The organism is Variovorax sp. 05L425 (genome assembly GCF_056397705.1).
In genome coordinates, this window is the sequence record NZ_JBFTNY010000004.1 from 27,786 (window position 1) to 51,521 (window position 23,736).

Sequence of the window (23,736 nt, forward strand, 5' to 3'; positions counted from 1 at the left end):
GGACCCAGCGATAAACTCGCCCGCATGCAATGTCCTCAGTGTCTGCATGCGAACTCGTTGGGCGCCAAGTTCTGCGAGGAATGCGGCACTGCCTTGCCCCGTCAGTGTGCGAACTGCGGTCATGCGCTTCCAGCGCAGGCCAAGTTTTGCAGCGAGTGCGGGACGCCAGCCCAACGCGCGGCGCCGGGAATCGCCGCGGCCGCCAAGCCGGCACCCGTTACGCCCGGAGGACCCGGGCTCCCGGAATCCGCGACCGCCGACCGCCGCCAGGCGGCCGTGCTGTTCGCGGACATCAGCGGCTATACCGCCATGTGTTCGCGCAGCGATCCGGAGCAGATCCGCGAGATGCTCGGACGCTTCTTCGATGCAATGGACGCGGTGGTCGAATCACATGGCGGCAGCGTCATCGACCGGGCCGGCGATGCGGTCATGGCAGTCTTCGGCGCGCCCGTTGCGCACGGCAACGACGCGCAGCGGGCGGTGCGCGCCGCGCTCGCGATGCACACCGCTGCCGCTACCGTGCTCGACTGCGCTGGCGTTCCGCTGCGGCTTCACATCGGCATCTCCCGGGGCGAGGTCGTCGCCGCGACCATCACTGGCGGCGGCAAGTCCAAATACTCGGTCACCGGCGATACGGTCAACCTTGCCGCGCGTCTCGACGCGCTCGCGAGATCCGGCGAGACGCTGATCTCCGACGCACTGTTTGGCGAGATCTCCACCATCGTCGAAACCCAGGCCGCCGGAGAGCAAGTCGTGAAGGGTTTCGACGCTCCGGTGGTCGTATGGCGCGTGCTCGGGCTGCACGCGCCGCGCGCCGAACGCATGAATTTCGTGGGCCGCCAGGCCGAGTTGCGGCAGCTCGTTGGCGTGCTCGATGCGGCGCGCGAGACGGGCGTCGGATCGGCGGTGCTGGTTCGCGGCGACGCCGGCATCGGCAAGTCGCGGCTGGTCGAAGAGTTCCGCTCCCGCGCAAGTGAACAGTCGTTCGATACGCCTTCGGGGCAGGTGTTGGACTTTGGCGTCGGCAAGGGTCAGGATGCCATAGCGACGCTGTTGAAGGCCGTGTTGCGCGTGGGCGCGCTCGATGACGAGGCGTTACGACAGACGGCGGTCGACGCGGCGACCCAGAGCGGCCTCATGACCGACGATGAATTGCCTTTCGTCACCGAGTGGCTCGACCTGCCCCGGCCGAAGGCGCTCGAGGCGATATTCGAGGCAATGGACAACGAGACCCGACAGCGGCGTCAGAGCGATGCGCTGACAGCCGTGTTGATGCGCGCGGCCACCGTTTGCCCGCAACTCATTCTGGTCGAAGACATCCATTGGGCGTCGCCGGAACTGCTGCGTCTGCTGGGAGCCGTCACGCGGGCCGCGGCGCGCGCGCCGATGATCCTGCTGCTCACCTCGCGCATAGAGGGCGACCCGATCGACAAGGCATGGCGCGCGTCGATCCACGGCAGCGCCTTCATGACCATCGACCTTGCGCCGCTGCGGCCTCATGAGGCGCAGTTGCTGGCAGGCAGCCTGGTCGAGGCATCGAGCCGCTTCGCGCTTCTTTGCATCGAGCGCGCCGAGGGCAACCCGCTGTTCCTCGAGCAACTGCTGCGGACCGCGAAGGCGAACGAGACGCCGGGGCTCATGCCGGCGGTGCCGCCGACCATCCAGAGCCTGGTGCTCGAACGCATGGACCGCCTCGCTGCGGCCGATCGCGGCGCGCTGCAAGCCGCGGCCGTCATCGGCAAGCGTTTCTCCCTCGCCAATTTGCGCGGCGTCGGGGCCGAGCCGAACGCGAACTGCAATGTTCTCCTGGCGGCCGATCTCGTGCGGCCTGATGGCCCTGATTTCATGTTCGCGCATGCGCTGATCCAGGAGGCGGTCTACGCCTCGACGCTCAAGAGCCGTCGACGCGAATTGCACCTGGCAGCGGCGCGGTGGTTCGGCGACGACGATTGCGTGCTTCAGGCAGAGCATCTCGACCGAGCCGAAGACGCGGCCGCCGCACCGGCCTACTTGCGCGCAGCCACGCAGGAAGCCAGCCGGATGCGCTTCGAGTCCGCCCTCCGGTTGGCCGAACGTGGCAGTGCACTGGCGGCCGACCCGGCGCGGGGCGATGCGCGCGTCGGCTGCCAACTTGCGCTTCTCTGTGGTGAGGTGTTGCGCGAGATCGGACGCTCCAGGGAGTCGATCGTCGCCTACCAGGCGGCGCGCGAACTGGCGGGCGACGATCTGCAGCGTTGCAGCGCCTCGATGGGCATTGCCGCGGGCTACCGGGTCACGGGCGAATTCGCGGCGGCGATGGAGGCGCTCGGCGCTGCGGAGCCGATCGCCGAGCAACTGGCGCTGACCGTCGAGCGCTCGCGCATCCATCACACGCGCGGCAATCTCTACTTTTCGCAGGGCCGCATCGAGGAGTGCGACGCCCAGCATGTGCTCGCCTTGCAGTACGCGGAACAGTGTGGCGATGCCGAGAGCCAGGCGCGCGCGCTCAGCGGCCTGGGTGACTCGCGCTACGCGCAGGGGCGCATGGGCAGCGCCCTCGAATACTTCAGGCGCTGCGTCGCGCTCTGCAACGGGCAGATCAGGATCGCGGGCCCCAACCGCTGCATGATCGGTCACTGCCTCTGGTACGAGAACCAGTTGCCCGACGCCCTCGTCGAAGCACGGTCGGCATGCGATGACGCATTGCGGTTCGGTGTCGTGCCGGTGCAGGTGTTCGCCCAGGCGACGGTGACCCAGGTTCTCACCGAAGCCGGACTCTTTGACGAAGCCAGAGTTGCCTACGCGCAGGCGCTTGCACTGGCGAGAATGGCTGGTTCACGGCGCTACGAGGCGACCGTGTTGTATTTTTCGGCGGAGCACAACATGCGGCGAGGCGACCGGGCGCAGGCCCGCGACGATCTCGATCTGGCCTTTGAACTCGCCCGGCAGACCGGTCTCGGATTCATCGGCGCCGCCCTCCAGGGGCGGCTTGCACGCGTCGCCGCGACCCCTGAGCAACGCAGACAGCACTTGGCCGAGGGCGAAGCCCTGTTGAAGACCACCGGCCTGGCGCACAGTCATCTCTGGTTCTACCGGGATGCCATCGAGGCGAGTCTTGCGGCGCGCGAAACGGGAGCCGCGCTGGACTATGCCGGCAAGCTGGAGACCCAGTTCCGCAGCGAGCCGCTTCCCTGGATCGAACTCATGGTCGAGCGAGCGCGCGCCATTGCCGCCGCGATGGAATCAGGCGTGGACGTGGCGGCGCAGGCGCGCTTGGCCCGGGTCCGGGCGAGCGCCATCGCTGCCGGCAACGGCTGGGCCCTGTCGGGCATCGATGACGTCCTGGCATGACCCGCAGGCGAAAAAAAACCTAGGTAAATCAATTACCTAGGTTGTTTTTCTGGAGGAGAGGGAGGGATTCGAACCCTCGGTACGTTCGCACGTACGCCTGATTTCGAGTCAGGTACATTCGACCACTCTGCCACCTCTCCGGTGTCTGTCGAGCCCGCGATTCTAGCAGACCCGAAATCGCGTTTTTTCAGCCGCGCAGCACTTCGATGCCGCCCAGATAGGGGCGCAACGCCGCCGGCACGTTGATCGAGCCGTCTTCGTTCTGGTGATTCTCCAGAACCGCCACCAGGGTGCGCCCCACCGCCAGACCCGAGCCATTAAGCGTGTGGACGAGTTCGTTCTTGCCCTGTGCGTTCTTGAAGCGAGCCTGCAGACGGCGGGCCTGGAATGCCTCGCAGTTCGAGACCGAGCTGATCTCGCGGTAGGTGTCCTGGGCCGGCAGCCACACTTCGAGGTCGTAGGTCTTGGTGGAGCCGAATCCCATGTCGCCCGAACTCAACAGCACGACGCGATATGGCAAGTCCAGCGCCTGAAGCACGGCCTCGGCGTGACCCACCATTGCTTCCAGTGCCTCGTAGCTCATCTCGGGGTGCGTGATCTGCACCATTTCAACCTTGTCGAACTGGTGCTGGCGAATCATCCCGCGTGTGTCGCGGCCGGCGCTGCCTGCTTCCGACCGGAAGCACGGCGTATGCGCCGTGAGCCTGATCGGCAACTGCGACTCGACCACCACTTCGTCGCGCACGAAGTTCGTCAGCGGCACTTCGCTCGTCGGAATGAGGTAGAGCGCTGAATGGTCGGGTGCCGGTTCGCCGTCCTGCCCGCCCTTCTTCGCGGCGAACAGGTCGCCTTCGAACTTGGGCAACTGGCCGGTGCCGCGCAGCGTATCGGCATTGACGATGTAGGGCACATAGCACTCGGTATAGCCGTGCTCTTGTGTCTGGATGTCCAGCATGAACTGCGAAAGCGCACGATGCAGGCGCGCGATCGGGCCTTTCATCACTGAGAAGCGCGAGCCGGAGAGCTTGGCGCCCGTCTCGAAGTCGAGCCCGAGCGGTGTCCCGAGATCCACATGGTCCCTGGCCGTGAAAGACAGCGGCGTTGCGGACCCGCCCGCGCCGCCCTTCGGGCTCCAGCGACGGATTTCGACATTGGCCTGTTCGTCCTCGCCGACCGGCACGCTGGCGTGCGGCAGGTTCGGCACGGCCAGCAGCAGTGCGTGGAGTTCGGGCTGGATTTCGTCGAGACGCGTGGCCGAGGATTCCTGCTCCGCCTTGAGCGCGTTGACTTCCGCCATCAGCGCATCAACCGATTCGCCCTTGGCCTTCAACGGCCCGATTTGCTTGTTCAGGGCATTGCGGCGAGCCTGCAATTCCTCGGTGCGGGTCTGCAAGGTCTTGCGTTCGGCCTCGAGCGCGCTGAACTTGGCCACGTCGAGGTAGGGCTGGTTCTTCTTGCGCGTTTCGAGGCGCGCGACGACCGAAGCGAGGTCCTTGCGTAACAGAGTGATATCGAGCATTGCGCGATTTTAGGTGCGCGTAGGATCGTCTTCCCCTGCCCGTTCACCTCAAGGAGATCGCATGGAAGCCTATTTGACATTCAACGGCAATGCGGCCGAAGCGCTCGCGTTCTACGCCAAGTGCCTCGGCGGAAAGATCGCATTCAGCATGACCTTCGGCGAAAGCCCCATGGGGGCCGACACGCCCGCTGACTTCAAGAACAAGATCATGCACGCCACGCTGGAGGCGCGCGGACAGAAGCTGATGGCCTCCGACGCGCCGCCCGGTTTCAAGTTCGAGGGCTACAAGGGCTTCTCGCTCTCGGTGCAGGCCAAGGACGTGAAGGAAGGCGAACAGCTCTTCAACGCCCTGTCGGCAGGCGGCAAGGCGACGATGCCTTATGCGGCGACTTTCTGGTCCGCCGGTTTCGGCATGCTGGAAGACAAGTTCGGCGTACCCTGGATGGTCAACTGCGAGCAGGCGCCCGCGCAAAGCTGAGCTCTCAGGCGAGCGTTGCCGGATCGACGTTGGCGCCGCAGACGATGAGGCACACCTTCTCGCCCTCGCGCGGCACGTAGGCCCCGCACTGCAACGCGGCCAGCGGCAAGGCGGCGGCCGGCTCGACGGCGAGCTTGAGTTCCTTCCACAGCCACGACTGCGCCGTCCGGATTGCATCGTCGGACAGCAGCAGCGCATGGCGCACGTGGCGCTGTGCGATGTCCCACGCAATGTTGCCGATGCGCCGCGCACCGAGCGAGTCGGCCGCGATACCGCCGACGTCGACATCGACCGGCTCACCTGCCTGCTGCGCGCGAAACAGCGTCGGCGCGCGCTCGGGTTCGAGCGCGACCACGCGCGCGCGTTGCTCGAACCACGCCGCGAGACCGCCGATCAGGCCGCCTCCGCCAACGCTGACGAGCACCGCGTCCGGCAGCCCGCCTTGAACCTCGATCTCGCGCCCGAGCGTGCCTGCACCGGCCACCACTTCGGGCTGGTCGTACGCATGCGTGAGCAACGCCCCGGTTGCGCGCTGGCGCTCCAGGCAGGCCGCCAATGCGTCGGCATAGGCCTCGCCGCCCACCACGACCTGCGCGCCGAGCGCACGCAGCCTGGCGCGCTTGGCCTCCGACGAGACCATGGGAAGAAAGACCTCGCAATGAACGCCGAGTGCTTGCGCCGCGGCCGCCGTTGCGATGCCTGCGTTGCCGCCCGACGCCACGATCACACCGCTGGCCGGGATGTCGTTGGCCAGCAACCGGTTCATCATTCCGCGCGCCTTGAAGCTGCCGCTGGTCTGCAGATGTTCGAGCTTCAGCCAGATTTCGGTGCCTTTCACCCTCACACCAAGAGCGGAGCCTTCGAGCTTCCACAGCGGCGTTTCGCGCAGAAAGTTCGGTGCGCGCTCGCGAATGCGCGAGGCTGCGGCTTCGATGTCCGCGCGCCAGTCGGTTTCAGCGCCGCTCACGAAATGTGTCCCGGTGTTGGCATGTCGTCGAGCTTCAGGCCCTTGGGCAGCGGGAACTTGAGCGTTTCCTGGATGCCGTCCATCTTGCGAACCGACACGGCGCCAAGCGCCTTGATGCGGTCGATCACTTCGTGCACCAGCACCTCGGGTGCCGACGCCCCCGCGGTCAGGCCGACGCGGATCTTGCCGTCGAACCATTCGGGCTTGAGCTCGGCCGCGGAGTCGACCATGTAGCTCTCGGTGCCCAGGCGCTGCGCCAGCTCGCGCAGGCGATTGCTGTTGGAGCTCGTCGGGCTGCCGACCACGATCACCAGGTCGACCTGCGGGCTCAACATCTTCACCGCATCCTGGCGATTCTGGGTCGCATAGCAGATGTCCTGCTGTTTGGGTTCGCGCACGCTCGGGAAACGCGCGCGCACCGCGGCGGAAATCTCTGCCGCATCGTCGACCGACAGCGTGGTCTGCGTGACGACCGCGAGCTTCTCCGTCTGTGCGGGCGAGACGCGCGCGACATCCGCCACGTCTTCCACCAGGTGGATGCCGCTGGAGAGCTGACCCATCGTGCCCTCGACCTCAGGGTGGCCCTTGTGGCCGATCATGATGAACTCGTAGCCTTCCTTGGCCAGCTTGGCGACTTCGACGTGGACCTTGGTCACGAGCGGGCAGGTCGCGTCGAAGATCTCGAAGCCGCGCTCGCGCGCCTCGGCCTGCACCGCCTTGCTGACGCCGTGGGCGCTGAACACCAACGTCGCGCCTTGCGGCACATCCGCGAGGTCCTCGATGAAGACCGCACCCTTGGCCTTGAGCTCGTTCACCACATAGGTGTTGTGCACGATCTCGTGACGCACGTAGATCGGCGCGCCGAACTTCGCGATGGCACGCTCGACGATCTCGATGGCGCGGTCGACGCCCGCACAGAAGCCGCGCGGCTCGGCGAGGATGACTTCTTCGACGCCGCTCACAGAACACCAACCAGCTTGACCTCGAAGGTCACCGGCTGACCCGCGAGCGGATGGTTGAAGTCGAAGCGCACGCCCGTCTCGTTCGATTCGATCACCGCGCCCGCATAGCTGCCGGTGCCGTCGGGCGTCGGGAACTGTACGACGTCGCCGACGGCGTATTGCTCGTCGGGGTCGCCCATCTGCGCGAGCAGCTTGCGCGCCACCCATTGCTGCATCTCGGGATTGCGTTCGCCGAAGGCATCGCCGGCCGGGAGCTCGAAGGTGGCGTGCGTGCCTTCTTCCATGCCGATCAGGCGCTGCTCCATGGCCGGCGAAAGTTCGCCCGTGCCGAGCGACAGCGTGGCGGGCTTGTCCTGGAAGGTGTTGATGATGTCGCCCGCGGGTCCGGCCAGCCGGTAGTGCAGGGTGAGGAAGGAACCGGCCGTGACGACGGCGGGGCGGGTGGTCGAAGACAAGGTGAGACGTCGCTATAGACTGGGGCCCACATTTTAGGGAGTGGGGCTCGAACCCCGTAGAAGACATGTCTTTCAAGGAATTGATCGAGGAATCGCGGCCGCGCGAAAAGCTCATTGACCACGGCCCGGGCGCGCTGGCCGACGCCGAGTTGGTCGCCCTGCTGCTGCGCACGGGCATTGCCGGCAAGAACGTGCTGCAACTGTCACAGGAACTGCTCGAGCTTTTCGGCGGCCTCGCCGGGCTGCTCAACGCCGGACTCGATGACCTGAAGCGCGTCAAGGGCCTCGGCGGCACCGCCAAACGTGCAGAACTCGCGGCGGTGCTCGAACTCTCCCGCCGCGTGCTCGCCGAACGCCTGAAAGAAAGGCCCGTCTTCGATTCGCCGGAAACAGTGGGCCACTACCTGCAGCTTCATCTCGGGGCGCGTCCGCACGAAGTGTTTGCCGCCCTCTTCCTTGACGCGCGACACCGGCTGATCGCCATGGAAGAACTGTTTCGCGGCACGCTCACGCAGACCAGCGTCTACCCGCGCGAGGTGGCCACCCGCGCCCTGCACCACCACGCTGCCGCCGTGGTGTTGGCCCACAACCATCCGAGCGGCTGCGTGGAGCCCTCCCGCGCCGACGAGACGCTCACCCGGACGCTCCAGTCCGCGCTGGCGCTCATCGACGTGCGCGTGCTCGACCACGTGATCGTCTCCAGGGGTTCCAGCCTGTCGATGGCCGAGCGCGGGCTGGTGTGACAAATTCACAGCTTTCCGTGATTCCCAAATGTGAAACTTTATGTAAAAGTTCGCGCGCCTCAGAAACCTTGACCGGCCGCCCTCCAAGGGTCGCATTTCGCAGCCGGTGCAGGGCCTCTTCGGGGCAGCGCACATGTCTTTCTCCTTCTCACGTCCTGACCCGCATCCCCGCCCCACGACCCGGTTACAGATCGCGTCACTGCTGGCCTTACCTGCACTCCTGACGGGCCTGACGGCCCAGGCGCAGATCGATCCCCGCGCAATCGACCGCCAGAACCAGGTCATCGAACGCCAGCAGCAGGAAAGACTGCGCGAAGAACAGGAACGCGCCCTCCAGCAAGCCCCCCGCGGCGGCACCGACTTGCGTTCTGTCGAGCCGAAGGTCAGCGTGCCGGACCTTGGCGTCCCCTGCCGCGACATCCGCGAAATCCACATCAATGGCGCCACCCTGCTGCCCGACGATGTGCGCCAAAGCGTCATCCGCGACAACGCGGGCCACTGCCTGGCCGCGAAGGATCTCGAAGCCATCCTCGCGACGCTGACCAAGAGCTACATCGACCGCGGCTACATCACGACCCGCGCCTACCTGCCCGCGCAGGACCTGCGCACGGGCGTGCTCGAAATCACCGTGGTCGAAGGCACGATCGAGCGCTTCGACCTCCAGCAATCGGGCCGCCAGGCAAACGTCTCGGTCCGCGGCGCCTTTCCGGCCCGGCCCGGCGATCACCTGAACCTGCGGGACCTCGAACAGGGCATCGATCAGCTCAACGGCCTGGCGTCGAATTCGGCGACGCTCGACGTGCAGCCGGGCACCCAGCCGGGCCAGAGCGTGGTGGTCGTGCGCAACCAGGCGACGCTGCCGGTCAACCTCTTCGCGACCTACGACAACCTGGGCACGCCATCGACCGGAAGGGAAAGCGCCTCGGCCACCGTGAGCTTCGACAGCCTGCTCGGCCTCAACGAACTCATCGCGGTCACGCGCCGCCAGTCGGTGCCGCATGACAGCGATCACAACGCCGACGCCACCGCGCTGCACGTCGCCGTTCCGTACGGCTACAACAATTTTTCCTTCGATGCGAGCGAGAGCAACTACGTCAACACGCTGCAATTGCCGAGCGGCAAGAGCCTGGCCTCCGAAGGCACGACAACCACACAGAGCCTCGCGGCCGACCGCGTCATATTTCGAGACCAGGCGACTCGCTTCTCGCTCGTCAGCCGGCTGACAACCCAGGACACCCGCAACTTCCTCGGCGGCGAATATCTTGCCGTCAGCAGCCGCCAGCTCACCACGCTCGACCTCGGCGCGAGCACCTTCACCCAGGCGGCGGGCGGCATCGTCAACGGACGTTTCGTCTACGTGCGCGGCCTGCGCCTGCTGGGCGCGATGGAAGATCCGGCCTACCTGCCCTCCGATCTTCCCCACGCCCAGTTCGGCAAGTTCGCGCTGGACCTGGGATTCAACCGGCGCTTCGAGGCCGGCAGTCAACCGGTGCTGTGGTCCAGCCAGTTCAGCGGCCAGTACGCCACCGACACGCTCTACGGCTCGCAGCAGATCCTGATCGGCGGCGCCAGTTCGGTGCGCGGCTTCATGGTCAACACGCTGAGCGGCGACAACGGCTTCTTCTGGCGCAACGACGTCTCGCTGCCATGGCAGACAACGCTCGGCGATCAGCCGCTGGCGGGCCGGGCCTACGTCGGCTACGACATCGGCAACGTCACCAACAGGGTGCCCGGGGTGCCCTCGGGTTCGATTTCGGGCGTGACGCTGGGCGTCGCCTTCGTGTGGCGCAGCCTGAGCATGGATCTCTTTGCCTCGCGCGCCGCGCACCTGCCGTCCTCGATGACGAGCGAAGGGACGCTCTACAGCGTCCGCCTCTCCTACTCGCTGTGAATCCGACCAAGGAAACGCCATGAACCACGTCTATCGAATTGTCTGGAACAACGCCGTTCGCGCCTGGGTCGCCGTCGCAGAAACCGCCCGCGGGCGCGGCAAGAGCAGCAAGTCCGTCCGCCCGGCCGTCGTCCTGGTCGCCGCCGCGCTGGGCGCAGGCCTCGCACACGCCCAGATGCCGCCCTCGGTCGTTGTCGCTCCGGGAGCGCAAACCAACGCCTATGTCGCGGGCAACGGCGTCACGGTGGTGAACATTGCCAACCCGAACGCGGCGGGGCTTTCGCACAACCGCTATCAGCAGTTCAACGTGAACGCGATGGGCCTGGTGCTGAACAACACGACCACGCAGCAGGTGGCGTACACCTCGCAGCTCGCCGGCCAGATCATGGCCAACTACAACATCGCGAATCCGGCGAGCGTGATCCTCAACGAGGTGGTCGCCAACAACCGAAGCACGCTCGCGGGCTTCACCGAAGTGCTGGGCCGCAAGGCCGACGTGGTGCTGGCCAATCCCTACGGCATCACCTGCTCGAGTTGCGGCTTCATCAACACCGACCGCGTGACGCTCACGACCGGCCTGCCGTTCATGCGCGCGGACGGCAGCCTCGGCGGCTTCAACGTGAGCCAGGGCGACATCCTGGTGACCGGCAACGGCCTCAATGCGACGGCTCAGCAGGTGCTTGATCTTGTCACGCGCTCGGCACGGATCGAAGGGACCATCAACACGCAGGACCTCGGCATCCACACGGGCACGAATTCATGGGACTACGGCACGCGCGCCGTGACCGGCAGCGTGGACGCGCAGGGCACGGCGCCTACCTACGCGATCGACAGCTCCGCACTGGGCGGCATGTATGCCAACCGTATCAAGCTCACGGCGACCGAGGCCGGCGTGGGCGTGCGCATGCTTGGCGATGCGGCGGCCAGCGCGGAAGACTTCACGTTGTCGGCCGCCGGCAGGATCGAGCTGAGCAACAAGATCTCGGCGCAACGCGACGTGCTGGTCGCCAGCAACAGCAATGACGCCGCGGCAATCGCGCTCACCGGCGCGACGCTGACCGCCGCGCGCAACACTAACATTGCCGCGAGCCAGGGCGGTTTGGGCGTCAATGCCAGCACGCTGATCGCGGGCGGCGATCTGCAGGCCAACGGCACGCGCGTCGACACCGGCGAAGGCACGCACCTGCAGGCCGGCGGCGCGCTGAATGTCGCCAGCACGGCAGGCGACTTGAACCTGGGCGCCGCCGCATTGCGCGCCGCGGGCGACCTGCATCTGGGGAGCACCGGCCAGGTCTCCACCGCCGACGGCGAAGGCCAGGGCGTACAAAGCACCAGCGGCCAGATCGGCATCGACGCCCGAACAGGCCTGACCAACGCGGGCGTGGTGAGCGCGGACCAGGGCAGCGTCACACTGCGCGCCGGATCGCAGATCGCCAACAGCGGCACGATCAACGCCGGCCAGAACCTCGACATCGCCGACGCGGCCGGCGGCGCCAGTCAATCGCTCGGCAACACCGGCAACTTGCTGGCCGGGCAGACGATGACCACGCGCGCCGCAGCGATCGGCAACAGCGGCTGGATGCAGGCCGGTGGCGCCAACGCCATCGAGGCCGTGAGCCTGGACAACAGCGGAAAGATCATTGCCGTCGCCGGCTCTGCCGCGCTGAACGTGGCAGACAAGTTCGACAACAGCGGCAGCGTGCGCGCTGCGCAGGACATCACGGCGAAGGCGGGGCAGTTGAGCAACAGCGGCGATCTGCTGGCCGCACGTGCCATGGACCTGCAGGCCGGGGCGATCACGAACAGCCCCGACGGTTGGATCCAAGCCGCGACCCAGAGCAAGATCGCGGCCGGCTCGCTGGCCAACGCGGGCTCCTTGCTGCTCTCGCAGGAGGCCGGGTCGACCGATCAGGTCGATGTGACCGGCAGCCTGACCAACACGGGCGTCGTGCAGTCGGCCGGCGATGCCGCCTTCGCCGCGGGCGACCTGGAAAACCGCAAGGTGATCGCAGCCGCTGGCAAGCTCGACATCGCAACGACCAGCACGCTGAACAACGCATCCGGCGCGGTGCTGCAGGCCGGGCAGGCGCTGTCGCTGGACAGCGGCGGCGCGATCGGCAATGCCGGCGGCACGCTCGCGGGCACGAGCGTCGTGCTGAGCGGCAAACAAGGGCTGGACAACGCCGGTATGGTCACCGCTTCCGTCGGGGACACCACCGTGCGCGTCGATGGCGTGATCACCAACAGCGGCCAGATTCACGCAGCCTCCAACCTCGACATCGCCGACCGGAATGCCGGCGCCAACGAATCGCTGGTCAACAGCGGCCAGTTGCTCGCGGACGGCACACTGGCACTCAAGGCGGATTCGGCGCAGAACCAGTCAAGCGGATGGGTCCAGGCCACGAATGGCAGCAACATTGCTGCGGCAAGCCTCGACAACCAGGGCGTGTGGGTGCTGTCGACCCAGGCTGACAGCCCCGCAAGCCAGGTGAACGTCGCAGGCACGCTGACCAACAGCGGCACGATGCAGGCGCAACAGGACGCCGTCTTCACGGCCGGCCGCATCGACAACAAGACGCTTGCGCTGCTGCGCACCGGTGGCAACCTGCAGGCCAATGTCAACGGCATCAACGGCTTGCGCAACGCCGGCACGATGCAGGCCGGCAATGGCCAGGCGGGCAATGGCGCGACGCTCGGCATCTCGGGCGCCGCGAGCCAGGTCGACAACGTCGATGGCGGCGTGATGCTCGGCGACAAGCTGGCGATCGCGGTCGGCAGCCTCACGAACGCGGGCAATATCCAGGGCGGCGGCAGCGCCGCTTCGAGCATTACCGCCAGCGGCACCGTCACAAACCAGGCCGGCGGCGTGATCACGATGGCAGCGACCTCGACCGGCGGCGGCACGCTGTCGGGCAAGGGCATCGTCAATCAGGGCACGCTGCAATCTCTCGGCGCGCTCACGCTCGGCATCGGCAGCGACGGCTTGCAAAGCCAGGTCGACGGCACCGCCGGCAACGGTGACATCCTGGCCAATCAGGCGCTGACGCTGCAGGCCCTCGGCAACAACAGCTATACGGCGACCCTTGACGGGACGCTGCAGAGCGGCGGCGCATTGACGATCACAGGCAATGGGCAGTCGACGCTGGCGCTCAACGGCACCGCGCTCGGCGACAGCGTGACAGTAAATACCGGCAATGTCGCGATCGGCGCACAAGCGGCGCTGGTCTCTCAGAAACAACTCGACCTCAAGGCCTCGACGCTGTCGCTCGCGACCCAGGGGTCCGGCTCGTCCACCAAGACCGGACGGATCATGGCCGCGTTGAGCGGGAACGGCGCCAGTTCCGTCGAGGTCGCCCAGGCCTTCACCAACAACGGTCTGGTCTTCTCGGCCACCGACCTGGACGTAAAGGCACCTTCCATCTCCGTCGGGGCAACCGGTGCCCTCTCGGCCCTGGGCGCGCTGAATGTGGATGCCAATGGTGGTGCGCTCGACCTGAGCGCCGCCACACCCGCGGCCTCCGCGGGCAATCTCGACAATGCCGGCTTGCTCTACGCCGGCACGCAACTCACCGCAAAGGCCAACGGAACCTTCACCAACACCGGCGACATCAATAGCGAGGGCAATCTCTCGCTCACCGCCAATACATTGGTCAACGGCCGCATCATCAACGCCACGTACGATGCCAACATCGTCGCGGCCACGTTGCGCAACGAGATCATCGGCCTGCAGCGCATTGACCATCAGGGCGCCAACAGCGCTTCCGTCGAGATCGATTCGCGCGACGACAAGGTCTCGCCAGGGGTCTACGACGGCGGCAACAAGGACGTTGCCACGCTCTACCAGTACAGCTACACGGTGACGCAGACCTACTCGCAGCCCTTGCCGGATATAGTGCCGCAGATCACCGCCGGCCGTGACATGACGCTGGCCTTCCATGACGGCAAGAACACCGGCGGCACGATCTTCGCCGGCAACAGCATGACGCTGCAGGGCTTCTCGTACGATTCGGCGCAGGGCAACACGGCGCTCTATGCGGGACAGGGCATCGCTGACGGCGTCCACGGCTTCAAGCTCAGCGGCGCCAGCTTTACCAATGACAACCTGGCACTGACGACCACCGACCACGTCGTGCGCTACTCGCTCACCACGAAGTACAAGGCGGCAGGCGGCATCGGCACCATCTACGACAACGCGCTCTGCGACAGGGGCGGCACCTGGGATTCGGTCTGCTACACCAGCGGCTACGAAGACTCACCCCAGACACCGACTGCCAACAACGTGCTGAATGCCGGCCTGTACACGAAGAGCCTGTACGGCTCGGGCTTCAGCCTGGTCAACAACGGATCGACCGCGCGCAATGTCGGCGCCAACGAAGATCTGACCAGCGTCACCGAGGGCGTCAGCGCGACCAAGGCGACGGCACGCAAGGGCGATGCCCAGTCAGGGCCCTCGGCCGCCGGCACCCAGGCGCTCGACGTCGCCGAGGGCGCCAAGACGGGCATGGCCTTCGGCGGCGCGGCAACAACGCGCCCCGTGTCCGGCATCTCCTTCCTCGATGCCAACGCCGCCAACGGCGTCAAGGGCACTTCCTTCGGCGGCATCAACGTCGTCCTTCCGACCAACCCCAACGGGCTGTTCGTGACAGTGCAGGAGCCCGGCGCCAAGTACCTGGTCGAGACCAATCCTCTCTACCTGACCGGCACCGCCACGATGGGCTCCGACTATCTGTCGAAGCTACTTGGCTACAACCCCGACGAGTTGTCGATGCGCCTGGGCGATGCGAGCTATGAAGCCTGGCTGGTCAAGCAGCAGTTGATCACGCAGACCGGCAGCGCCGTGCTGGCGAGCTACCAGAACGCCGACACGCAGATGAAGGGTCTGATGGAAAGCGCCGCCAGCCAGAGCGAGTCGCTGGGCCTGACCTACGGCAAGGCGCTGACGCCGCAGCAGCAGGCTGCCCTCAAGCAGGACATCGTCTGGATGGTGCAGACCGAAATCGACGGCAAGGCCGTGCTGGCGCCGGTGGTCTACCTGGCGCAGAGCACCAAGAACAACATCGCGAGCGGTGCCGTCATCTCCGCGCAGGATGCGAACCTGAGCCTCACGTCGCTGACCAACACCGGCGGCACGATCGTCGGCGGCAAGTCACTGGTAATCGCCTCGACCGGCGACATCACGAACCTGTCGGGCACGATCAAGGGCGGCAACGTGAGCCTGACGTCCACCGACGGCAGCATCATCAACAAGACCGACAGCCAGGGCGGCGGTGGCGAGCACTTCTACAGCACGGTGCTCGGCAAGACGGCGGGCATCGAATCCACCGGCACGCTGACACTCGACGCGAAGAAGGACATCACCAATATCGGCGCGACGATGAATGCCGGCACCGATGCCAACCTCAAGGCGGGCGGCAACGTCACCTTCGACACCATCGAGAAGAAGGACACGAACAGCACCTACGCCAACATCGACGTCAAGAACGGCAACGGCTACACCTCCACCACGACGACCACCGTGCAGCAGGTGAAGTCGGGCCTGACTGTCGGCGGCAACCTGAGCGTCGACGCCGGCAAGGACATCACGCTGGCCGGCACCGATGCCAAGATCGGCGGCAATGCCGACCTCAAGGCCGGCGGCGACCTCAACATCGTCGCACGCGAGAACAGCACGACCACGCACACCGAGAGCAAGGCCAGTGGCCTCGGCATGAACAACTCGCTCTACGGATCGACCAGCACCACGACCGACAGCCTCTCCGTGCGCAACGTCGGCAGCACCCTGCAGGTCGGCGGCGACGCCAGTTTCACCGCTGGCAAGGACATGACGGTGCAGGGTTCGAACCTCGACGTGAAGGGCAAGGGCGACATCAACGCCACCAACCTCAACGTGCTGGCCGGCCGCAACTACGACGAGACGCACACCACCACCAAGACGACCGGCGTGATGCAGGTGAGCGCTTCCGGCAAGGGCTCGGCCGATGCGGGTGCATCCGCCGAGGCGTCCTCGGGCCGCGGCAGGGCCTCGGCCTCCGCAGAGGCTTCGGCCGGAGCGAAAGGCACCGGCGCCGCGGGCCTGGCTTTCAGTTCGACGACCACGACGCAGACGGACACCACGGACCTCAGGCATGTCGGATCCAACCTCAACTTCGGCGGCGACCTCACCGTCAACGCATCGAAGGACGTGAACCTGCAGGGCTCGACCATCAACACGGGCGGCACCGCCACCGTCAACGCCCAGAACGTCAACCTGCTCGCGGCCGAGGACAAGAAGACGTCCAGCACGACCACCACGTCGACATCGGTCGGCTTGATGGCGAGCACCGACAACAAGGCCGAAGCCAATGCAGGCGCGAGCGCACAGGCATCCGGCGGCAAGGGCACGCCGAGCGCTGGCGCACAGGCGAGCGCGGACGCGTCGGCAACGAGCGAGAACCACCTCGACCTCGTGCAGCACACCAAGACCACCACCGACACGCTCGACACGACCCACCAGGGCTCGGCCATCAATGCCGGCGGCAATCTGAACGTGAACGCCACCGGCACGCTGGCGCTCGAGGGATCGAGCATGAAGTCCGGCGGCGACATGAACCTGAACGCGAAGGACATGAGCTTCAAGGCCGTGGACGACGTACACCAGGTCAGCACCACGAGCGACAAGACAACCGCGGGCCTCTACGCGACGGGCAAGGCCGAAGCGAGCGGCAGCGCCGGCGCGAACGCATCGCTGGGCGCCCAGGCAGGCGCGAAGGGCGAGGCCTCGGCGTCGATCGAAGTCGGCCTCTACGGCTCGAACACGAAGAGCAGCAGCGTCGACGGCTCGACCAAAGCCATGACCTCCAGCCTCTCATCGGGCGGCAACATCAACCGGACCGCGACCAACAGCATCACCGACCAGGGCACGCAGATCGAGGGCGCGGGCAGCCTGAACCAGTCGGCGAAGACGATCACCAGCCAGGCCGCTGCGGACACCACCTACAGTTCGTCGAGCAGCACGACGCACACGGCCAAGGTCGGCGCGTACGCCGAGGCCGGCGTGAGCGCCTCGGCCGACGCTTCCATCGGTCCGGGTGCGGGCAAGCCAGCCGAGAAGGACAAGGGCGCCGGCGCCGGCATCCGCGCGAGCTACCAGTACGACAGCTCGTCCGACCAGTCGAACAGCAGCACGGCAGTTGTCTCCACGATCCGGATGGGCGGCGGCGTGAACAGCACTTCCAGCGGCAAGACGACGCTGGAAGGCACGCAGATTTCCGCCGGTCAGGATGTCTCGCTGAGTGCGGGATCGCTCGACTACAAGGCCGCGCAGAACACCAGCAGCTCGACCTCGAAGAGCACGAGCGCCGGCGCTTCGGTCAGCGTGGACCTCGTCAAGAAGGAAGCGAGCGTCGGCGTCAACTACGACGGCAGCAACAGCAGCAGCAATTCGAGCACCGCGGTCGTCGGCGGTATTCAGTCTGGCGGCAACCTGTCGATCAAGACCACGGGCGACACCCGGCTCGAAGGCACCAACCTCTCGGCCGGCGGCGCAGCCAGCGTCGATGCGGGCGGAAAGGTGGACTTCGCGGCGGCCAAGAACACAGCCTCGTCGAGCAGCCAGGAAACCGGCGTCGACGTCGGCGTCACGGCGGGCAAGTCCGGCGGCAGCGGAAGCGCGGCGGTCGGCTACTCGCAATCGAAGAGCAGTCTCAACGAAGACGTGGCAGGCAGCATCCAGAGCGGCAGCGGACCGCTGACCATCAAGAGCGGCGGCGACGCGAACTTCACCGGCACGCAGATTTCCAGCACGAACGGCGATGTCTCGGTCTCTGCGGGCGGGGCGCTGAACTTCAATGCCGCGCACAAGGTGGAAAGCAGCAGCAGCCTCGGCGTGGATGTTTCCGCATCCGCGTCGGGCGGCAAGAAGGAGAACGTCGGCGGCACGCGCGGTACCGATGGCAAGAAGACCGGCGGCGAGACCATGGACACCCGCAGCGGTGCAGCTTCGCTCGGCGTCGGCACTTCCAAGTCCGACAGCGACACCGCGACCGGCGGCGGCATCACGAGCGGCGGCGCGATCAAGCTTTCGTCCGGCGGCAACACGACGCTCGAAGGCACGCAAGTGAAGGCGGTCAACGGCGTCACCGCCGACGCGGGCGGCGCCTTCATCCAGAAGGAAGCGAAGAGTACATCGAGCTCGCAGACGGTCGGCTTCTCGGCATCCGCTTCGGGTTCGAGCATGACGCCGACCAAGAAGGGCACGAGCGGATCCACCGGCTCGTCCACTGCGCCAGCTTCCACGCCCGCGGCGACCCCTGCGCCAAAGCCGACCGGCACCACGACCGGCGCCAGCAAGCCGCCTTCGACGCCGCCACCGGCCACTCCCGCGCCCAAGCCGGCGAGCGCGACAGCGAAGAAGACCACGACGACGACCGGCGCGAGCAAGCCGCCGTCGACGCCACCGCCGCCCACTCCCACGGCCGCGCCTGCGCCGACCGCCAACGCCCCGGCCGCCGCCAAGGCGCCGGTCTCGCCCAACGCCCAGCAGAAGGGGAGCGGCGTGGTCGACGTCTACGTGGACAATCAGAAGAGCAGCAGCTCGCAAGCCACGCACATCGACGGCGGCACGGGCGGCGTCGTGATCAATCAGGGAGTCTCCAAGCCGAAGTAAGCGACAAGGCCGCCATGACCGTGGAAGACATCCTGATCGTCGACGATGACCGCGCCGTCCGCCAGCGCCTCGAGCGCGTGGCGGCGACGGCCGCCCCGCAGGCGCGCTGCGCCATGGCCTCCACGCTGGCCGAGGCACGCGAACATCTCGCCAACGGCAGGTTCGACCTGGCCCTGCTCGACGTCAGCCTTCCCGACGGCAGCGGTCTCGAACTGCTGCCGTGGCTCCAGGCGAACGCGCCGGAGGTCGATGCAGTCGTGGTCTCCAGCCTGGGCGACGACGCCACCGTCCTGCAGGCGATTCGCGGCGGCGCGGTGGGCTATCTGCTGAAGAACGGCAGCGACACCGAGCTCGAACTCTCGCTGGGCAGCATGCAGCGCGGCGGCGCGCCCATCGATCCGGTGATCGCGCGCCGCATCCTCCAGCTGATGGCCGCTCCCCAGCCCGCGGCCGCCGCACTTGCTACCATCGACGCCGCGCCGGGCCTTGCACCGGCTGCGAAACTGAGCGAGCGCGAACTGGATGTGCTGCGACTGGTTGCACAGGGCCATAGCAATCGCGAGATCGCGAACAGCCTGTCCCTGTCCATCAACACCGTCGAATGCCACGCCAAGAACATCTACCGCAAGCTCGCGGTGCGGTCACGCGCTGGCGCGGTGCACAGTGCGCGCACGCAGGGCTTGCTGCCCTGATGCGCGCGGCGGGCGCCCTTCTTTCCACACTTCTCGCCTGCATCTTCTTCCTCACGGCCGCGCACGGCGCTCCCGCCGATGCAGCCGGCGTCCGCAGCTTCGAGCAAGTCGAGGCCGTGCGTTCCGACTGGAACGCCACCGCTCCCCCATCCGAAGGCTGGACCCGCGTGACCCTGCCCGACAGCTGGACCACGCGGTGGCCCGGCTTCGACGGCGTGGTGTGGTACCGACTGCGATGGAACGAATCCACCGGGTCCGGCCGCGTGTCCCCCATGGGCCTCGCGATCGAATACTTCAACATGGCTGGGGCGGTGTATCTCAACGGGGGCCTGATCGGGAGCGACACTCGCCTGACGGAACCACTCTCGCGCTCCTGGAACATGCCGCGCTTCTGGGTGCTCGATGAACCTCTGCTGCGGCCCGGCGCCAACGAACTCCTGATCCGCGTCTCGGGCCTGTCGGCGTACCAGCCGGGGCTCGGTCCCGCGCAACTCGGCCAACTCGCCGAGGTGAAGAGTGTGTATCACCAGAGCCGGCTCACGCGCCAGACACTGCCGCTGCTCGGCATCGGGCTGACGCTGGTCATGGGCGTCCTCTACGGCATGCTCTGGCTTCTGCGGCGCAAGGAGGTGTCGTACGGCTGGTTCAGCCTTTTCACGCTGCTGTGGGCGCTGTATTCATACAACTACGTAGCGGTCAGCCCATGGCCGTTTACCAGCACCGAGGCCTATCAGCGCACCGACCACATCCTGCTGCTCGCCAGCATCGTGTGCTTCTTCATGTTTGCGCTGAGCTTTTGCCATTTCGACTGGCAACGATTGCGGCGGGTGGTCTTCGCGTCCGGTGGCCTGTGCATCGCGGCGGTCGCCCTCGGCCCGCCCGACATGCAAGTCACGGTGCGCAACATCACCGTGCTCGCGGCACTGTTCACCTATCTCGGCGGCTGCGCGTTGATCGTGCGCCACGCCTTCGCCTCGCGCCGGCTGGAAGCCGTCGTGCTGGCCGCGTGCCTGATGATCCCGTTGGTGGCCGCTGCGCACGACACGCTCGTGTTGCTCGAATGGCTTCCCGGCAATCGCTACTATGCGGCGCTATCGTCGAGCGCCACGCTGCTGGGCATCTCCTTCGCGCTGACCTGGCGCATGGTCAAGGACATGCGGCTGGTCGAGCATTTCAATGTCGAGCTCCAACAGCGCGTGGACGAAGCGACTCGGCGCCTGGCCGAAGGCCTGAGCCGGCAACACGCCGCCGAGCTGATCCAGACACGACTGACCGAACGCCTGAGCCTCGTGCGCGATCTTCACGACGGACTGGGCATGACCTTGAACAGCCATATCCACACGCTCGGCAATCGGCAGGACAGCAGCGGCGACATCGCGCTGTGGGCGCTCAGGGAAGTCAATGACGACCTGCGCCTGATCATCGAGAGCTCGGCCTTCGACGACACGGACGAGCTTGCCGAGCGGCTGGTGCCGCTGCGCCATCGCTGCACGCGTTTGCTGGAGGCCGCGGACATCGAATGCCGCTGGCACCTCGAAGGCCTGCAAGCCTGCCGACTCGACGGCAAGCGCGGCCTGGACTTCCTGCGCGTGCTGCAGGAGGCGCTGGCCAACGTGCTCAAGCACAGCGGCGCCGACCACGTCGACGTCAGGATCGAAGCGGTGAACGGCCAGCTCAGCCTCTCCGTGCGGGACAATGGACGCGGCTTCGCCCACGAGACCACGTCGCGTGCTTCCGGCGGCATGGGACTCCAGAACATGCACGCACGGGCCGCGCGCCTGGGTGGCACGCTGGAGATCCGCTCCAGCGCCATCGGCACCACCCTCGAACTGCGCTGCCCGATCGACACCGCCATCGCCGCCTGAACCCGCCCGTCACGCATGCCCTCCAAGCCCAAGAACCTCAAGAGCCTTGCAGACCTCAAGGACGTTCAGCGCTCGCTCGCCGAACAGCGCGAACGCGAGGCCGCCGAGGCCGCTGCACGGGCCGCGGCGCACAAGAAGCGCGCCGCCGACCAGGACCTGTTCGCGCGTGCGATCGGCGCGACCCAACCGCTGCGGCAGAAAGCCGCCGTTCCTCTCGCGCCCGAACCGCCAGCGCCGATACCCGTGCAGCAGCAACTGGACGAACAACGCGTGCTGCGCGAATCGCTTTCCGATGAATTCGACGTCAGCACGCTGCTCGACGCCGACGACGCGATGAGCTTTCGCCGCCCCGGCATCAATACCGACGTGACCCGCAAGCTACGCGCGGGTGAATGGTCGATCCAGCGCCAGATCGACTTGCACGGCATGCGCAGCGACGAGGCGCGCGAAGCGCTCGGCGCATTCATCCGTGAAGCGCACAAGCAAGGAGTCCGCTGCGTGCGCGTGGTGCACGGCAAAGGGCTGGGCTCTCCGGGCAAGCAGCCTGTGCTCAAGGCCAAGGTGCAGCGCTGGCTGATCCAGAAGAACGAGACGCTGGCCTTTGTGCAGGCCAAGCCGGCGGAAGGCGGTGCTGGTGCGCTGGTGGTGCTGCTGGCGCCGTCGCGGCGCTGATTCGCCTCATTCCCCTCTGTTGCGCATCCAGTCGGCCGTCTGGAAGAAGGACCCGCGCAGCCGTTCGCGCAAATCTTCGGGCACGCCGGTCTCACCCATCGCCTGGTCCATGCACGCCAGCCACTGGTCGCGCTCCTTGATGCCGATGGAGTGGCCGCCGATGCTCTGCGGCAGATGCCTCGCGCGCAGCATCGGATGCCCGAAGCGGTCGGTGTAATGCTGCGGGCCGCCCAGCCATCCGCAGAGAAACCAGAAGAGCTTCTGGCGCGCGTTGTCGAGCGTCGTGCCGTGCACGGCCCGCAATTGCGCATAGGCGGGTTCGAGGTCCATGAGGTCATAGAAACGCTCGACCAGTGCGTGGACCTTGGTTTCGCCGCCGATCCACTCGAACGGGGTGTCGAAAGGCGGTTTTTCCTGAATTTGCATGGTCGACATTGTCCCCAAGAGTTGGAGCAACATCCGGGGATGCGAGATATGTCCCTTCCCTCCGCCGGCGGCAGCTTGCCGGTCATCGATGTTTCCGCACTCACCATCGGCACCGGCGACGCCGACGCACGCAGCGAAGTCGCGGCGCGGATCGGCGCCGCGTGCCGTGCGCACGGGTTCTTCTACGTCGTCGGGCATGGTGTCGACGAAGGGCTCGTTCATCAGTTGGAAGACCTCAGCCACCGCTTCTTCTCGCTCGACGAACCCGCCAAGATGCGCTGGCGAATGGCGCTCGGGGGCCGTGCCTGGCGCGGCTATTTTCCGCTTGCGGGCGAACTGACTTCCGGCCGGCCCGACTGGAAGGAAGGCCTCTACCTCGGCACCGAACTGCCCGCAGACCATCCGTTGGTGCGCGCCGGCACGCCGGTGCACGGGCCCAACCTGTTTCCCGACATCGACGGATTCCGCGAGACGGTGCTCGCCTACATCGACCAGGTCACGCGGCTCGGCCATCGCCTGATGGAAGGCATCGCATCGAGCCTCGGCCTGCCCGCCGCGTACTTCGCACAGCGCTACACGGCCGACCCGCTGATCCTGTTCCGCATCTTCAACTACCCGACCCAACCCGTGCCCGAGGGTATGGACGTGCATTGGGGCGTGGGCGAGCATACCGACTACGGCCTTCTCACGATCCTGCACCAGGACGACGTCGGCGGCCTGCAGGTGCGCACGCCGGAAGGCTGGATCGAGGCACCGCCGATCGCGTGCTCCTTCGTCTGCAACATCGGGGACATGCTCGACCGCATGACGGGCGGGCTCTACAAGTCGACGCCGCACCGCGTGACGCGCAACACCTCGGGTCGCGACAGGCTCTCGTTCCCGCTCTTCTTCGATCCGAACTTCGAGGCACGCGTACAGCGCATCGAAGGACTCGCGGGCGCCGACGCGCACGACGACAGCGCCGCGCGCTGGGACCGTGCGAACGTGCATGCGTTCAACGGCAAGTACGGCGACTACCTGCTGGCGAAAGTGTCGAAGGTGTTCCCGCAATTGCGCGACGAAGTGCTATAGGGAAGTGTTGCGCTCGAGGCA

General features: G+C 66.6%; 14 protein-coding genes and 1 tRNA gene. 9 read left to right on the forward strand and 6 right to left on the reverse strand.

The features are described 5' to 3' along the window. Nucleotides 1-24 precede the first annotated feature (24 nt). Nucleotides 25-3,330, forward strand: coding sequence for an adenylate/guanylate cyclase domain-containing protein (locus tag AC1DN9_RS05940; protein ID WP_478098199.1), 3,306 nt, complete (start codon nt 25-27; stop codon nt 3,328-3,330). A gap of 50 nt (nt 3,331-3,380) precedes the next feature. On the opposite strand, the gene AC1DN9_RS05945 is transcribed toward AC1DN9_RS05940, so the two are convergent. Together AC1DN9_RS05945 and serS are read right to left on the reverse strand one after the other, a co-directional pair. Beyond that, nucleotides 3,381-3,470: transfer RNA gene (locus AC1DN9_RS05945), tRNA-Ser, on the reverse strand. 47 nt (nt 3,471-3,517) lie between these two features. Further along, nucleotides 3,518-4,849, reverse strand: a complete 1,332-nt coding sequence (gene serS / locus AC1DN9_RS05950) for a serine--tRNA ligase (RefSeq protein WP_478098200.1) — start codon at nt 4,847-4,849, stop codon at nt 3,518-3,520. Between the two features lie 61 nt (nt 4,850-4,910). On the opposite strand from serS, the gene AC1DN9_RS05955 reads away from it, so the two are divergent. After that, on the forward strand, nt 4,911-5,327 hold the full coding sequence (locus AC1DN9_RS05955) for a VOC family protein (RefSeq protein WP_478098201.1): 417 nt from the start codon (nt 4,911-4,913) through the stop codon (nt 5,325-5,327). Nucleotides 5,328-5,331: 4 nt separating this feature from the next. Here the strand turns inward: AC1DN9_RS05955 and AC1DN9_RS05960 are convergent, their stop codons facing one another. From AC1DN9_RS05960 to AC1DN9_RS05970, 3 genes are read right to left on the reverse strand one after another with little or no spacing between them, the layout of a single operon-like run. Next, entirely contained in the window at nt 5,332-6,294 is a 963-nt protein-coding gene (locus AC1DN9_RS05960) for a threonine/serine dehydratase (protein ID WP_478098203.1), read from the reverse strand. After that, nucleotides 6,291-7,256, reverse strand: coding sequence for a 4-hydroxy-3-methylbut-2-enyl diphosphate reductase (gene ispH / locus AC1DN9_RS05965; protein ID WP_478098204.1), 966 nt, complete (start codon nt 7,254-7,256; stop codon nt 6,291-6,293). The genes AC1DN9_RS05960 and ispH overlap by 4 nt, the downstream gene beginning before the upstream one ends. Beyond that, on the reverse strand, nt 7,253-7,711 hold the full coding sequence (locus tag AC1DN9_RS05970) for an FKBP-type peptidyl-prolyl cis-trans isomerase (RefSeq protein WP_478098205.1): 459 nt from the start codon (nt 7,709-7,711) through the stop codon (nt 7,253-7,255). Before AC1DN9_RS05970 ends, ispH begins: the two co-directional genes overlap by 4 nt. Nucleotides 7,712-7,776: 65 nt before the next feature. Between AC1DN9_RS05970 and radC the strand changes: the two genes are divergently transcribed. The 6 genes from radC (at nt 7,777) to AC1DN9_RS06000 (ending at nt 22,218) form a co-directional block, all read left to right on the forward strand. Then, complete coding sequence (radC, locus tag AC1DN9_RS05975) at nt 7,777-8,454, forward strand: RadC family protein (RefSeq protein ID WP_478098207.1); 678 nt, start codon at nt 7,777-7,779, stop codon at nt 8,452-8,454. Nucleotides 8,455-8,587: 133 nt separating this feature from the next. Next, on the forward strand, nt 8,588-10,345 hold the full coding sequence (locus tag AC1DN9_RS05980) for a ShlB/FhaC/HecB family hemolysin secretion/activation protein (protein WP_478098208.1): 1,758 nt from the start codon (nt 8,588-8,590) through the stop codon (nt 10,343-10,345). Nucleotides 10,346-10,364: 19 nt separating this feature from the next. Further along, the gene (locus tag AC1DN9_RS05985) at nt 10,365-18,989 is read left to right on the forward strand and encodes a hemagglutinin repeat-containing protein (protein ID WP_478098209.1); all 8,625 of its coding nucleotides are present in this window, start codon (nt 10,365-10,367) and stop codon (nt 18,987-18,989) included. Nucleotides 18,990-19,003: 14 nt separating this feature from the next. After that, on the forward strand, nt 19,004-19,681 hold the full coding sequence (locus AC1DN9_RS05990) for a response regulator (RefSeq protein ID WP_478098211.1): 678 nt from the start codon (nt 19,004-19,006) through the stop codon (nt 19,679-19,681). Continuing rightward, entirely contained in the window at nt 19,591-21,546 is a 1,956-nt protein-coding gene (locus AC1DN9_RS05995) for a sensor histidine kinase (RefSeq protein ID WP_478098212.1), read from the forward strand. The genes AC1DN9_RS05990 and AC1DN9_RS05995 overlap by 91 nt, the downstream gene beginning before the upstream one ends. Before the next feature lie 15 nt (nt 21,547-21,561). Beyond that, a complete protein-coding gene (locus tag AC1DN9_RS06000) occupies nt 21,562-22,218 on the forward strand; it encodes a Smr/MutS family protein (protein WP_478098213.1) in 657 nt (218 codons plus the stop codon). A 6-nt stretch (nt 22,219-22,224) separates the two neighbouring features. Here the strand turns inward: AC1DN9_RS06000 and AC1DN9_RS06005 are convergent, their stop codons facing one another. After that, on the reverse strand, nt 22,225-22,644 hold the full coding sequence (locus AC1DN9_RS06005; protein WP_478098215.1) for a group II truncated hemoglobin: 420 nt from the start codon (nt 22,642-22,644) through the stop codon (nt 22,225-22,227). 48 nt (nt 22,645-22,692) lie between these two features. On the opposite strand from AC1DN9_RS06005, the gene AC1DN9_RS06010 reads away from it, so the two are divergent. Continuing rightward, nucleotides 22,693-23,715 carry an isopenicillin N synthase family dioxygenase gene (locus tag AC1DN9_RS06010; protein WP_478098216.1) on the forward strand — a complete coding sequence of 341 codons (1,023 nt, stop codon included), beginning with the start codon at nt 22,693-22,695 and terminating at the stop codon, nt 23,713-23,715. Nucleotides 23,716-23,736: the final 21 nt, after the last annotated feature.

What these genes read in the sequence shown, in the direction of transcription:
- AC1DN9_RS05940 (WP_478098199.1), top strand. Translation starts at nt 25, where the DNA reads ATGCAATGTCCTCAGTGTCTGCATGCGAACTCGTTGGGCGCCAAGTTC.
- serS (WP_478098200.1), bottom strand. Translation starts at nt 4,849, where the DNA reads ATGCTCGATATCACTCTGTTACGCAAGGACCTCGCTTCGGTCGTCGCG.
- AC1DN9_RS05955 (WP_478098201.1), top strand. Translation starts at nt 4,911, where the DNA reads ATGGAAGCCTATTTGACATTCAACGGCAATGCGGCCGAAGCGCTCGCG.
- radC (WP_478098207.1), top strand. Translation starts at nt 7,777, where the DNA reads ATGTCTTTCAAGGAATTGATCGAGGAATCGCGGCCGCGCGAAAAGCTC.
- AC1DN9_RS05980 (WP_478098208.1), top strand. Translation starts at nt 8,588, where the DNA reads ATGTCTTTCTCCTTCTCACGTCCTGACCCGCATCCCCGCCCCACGACC.
- AC1DN9_RS05985 (WP_478098209.1), top strand. Translation starts at nt 10,365, where the DNA reads ATGAACCACGTCTATCGAATTGTCTGGAACAACGCCGTTCGCGCCTGG.
- AC1DN9_RS05990 (WP_478098211.1), top strand. Translation starts at nt 19,004, where the DNA reads ATGACCGTGGAAGACATCCTGATCGTCGACGATGACCGCGCCGTCCGC.
- AC1DN9_RS05995 (WP_478098212.1), top strand. Translation starts at nt 19,591, where the DNA reads ATGCCACGCCAAGAACATCTACCGCAAGCTCGCGGTGCGGTCACGCGC.
- AC1DN9_RS06000 (WP_478098213.1), top strand. Translation starts at nt 21,562, where the DNA reads ATGCCCTCCAAGCCCAAGAACCTCAAGAGCCTTGCAGACCTCAAGGAC.
- AC1DN9_RS06005 (WP_478098215.1), bottom strand. Translation starts at nt 22,644, where the DNA reads ATGCAAATTCAGGAAAAACCGCCTTTCGACACCCCGTTCGAGTGGATC.
- AC1DN9_RS06010 (WP_478098216.1), top strand. Translation starts at nt 22,693, where the DNA reads ATGTCCCTTCCCTCCGCCGGCGGCAGCTTGCCGGTCATCGATGTTTCC.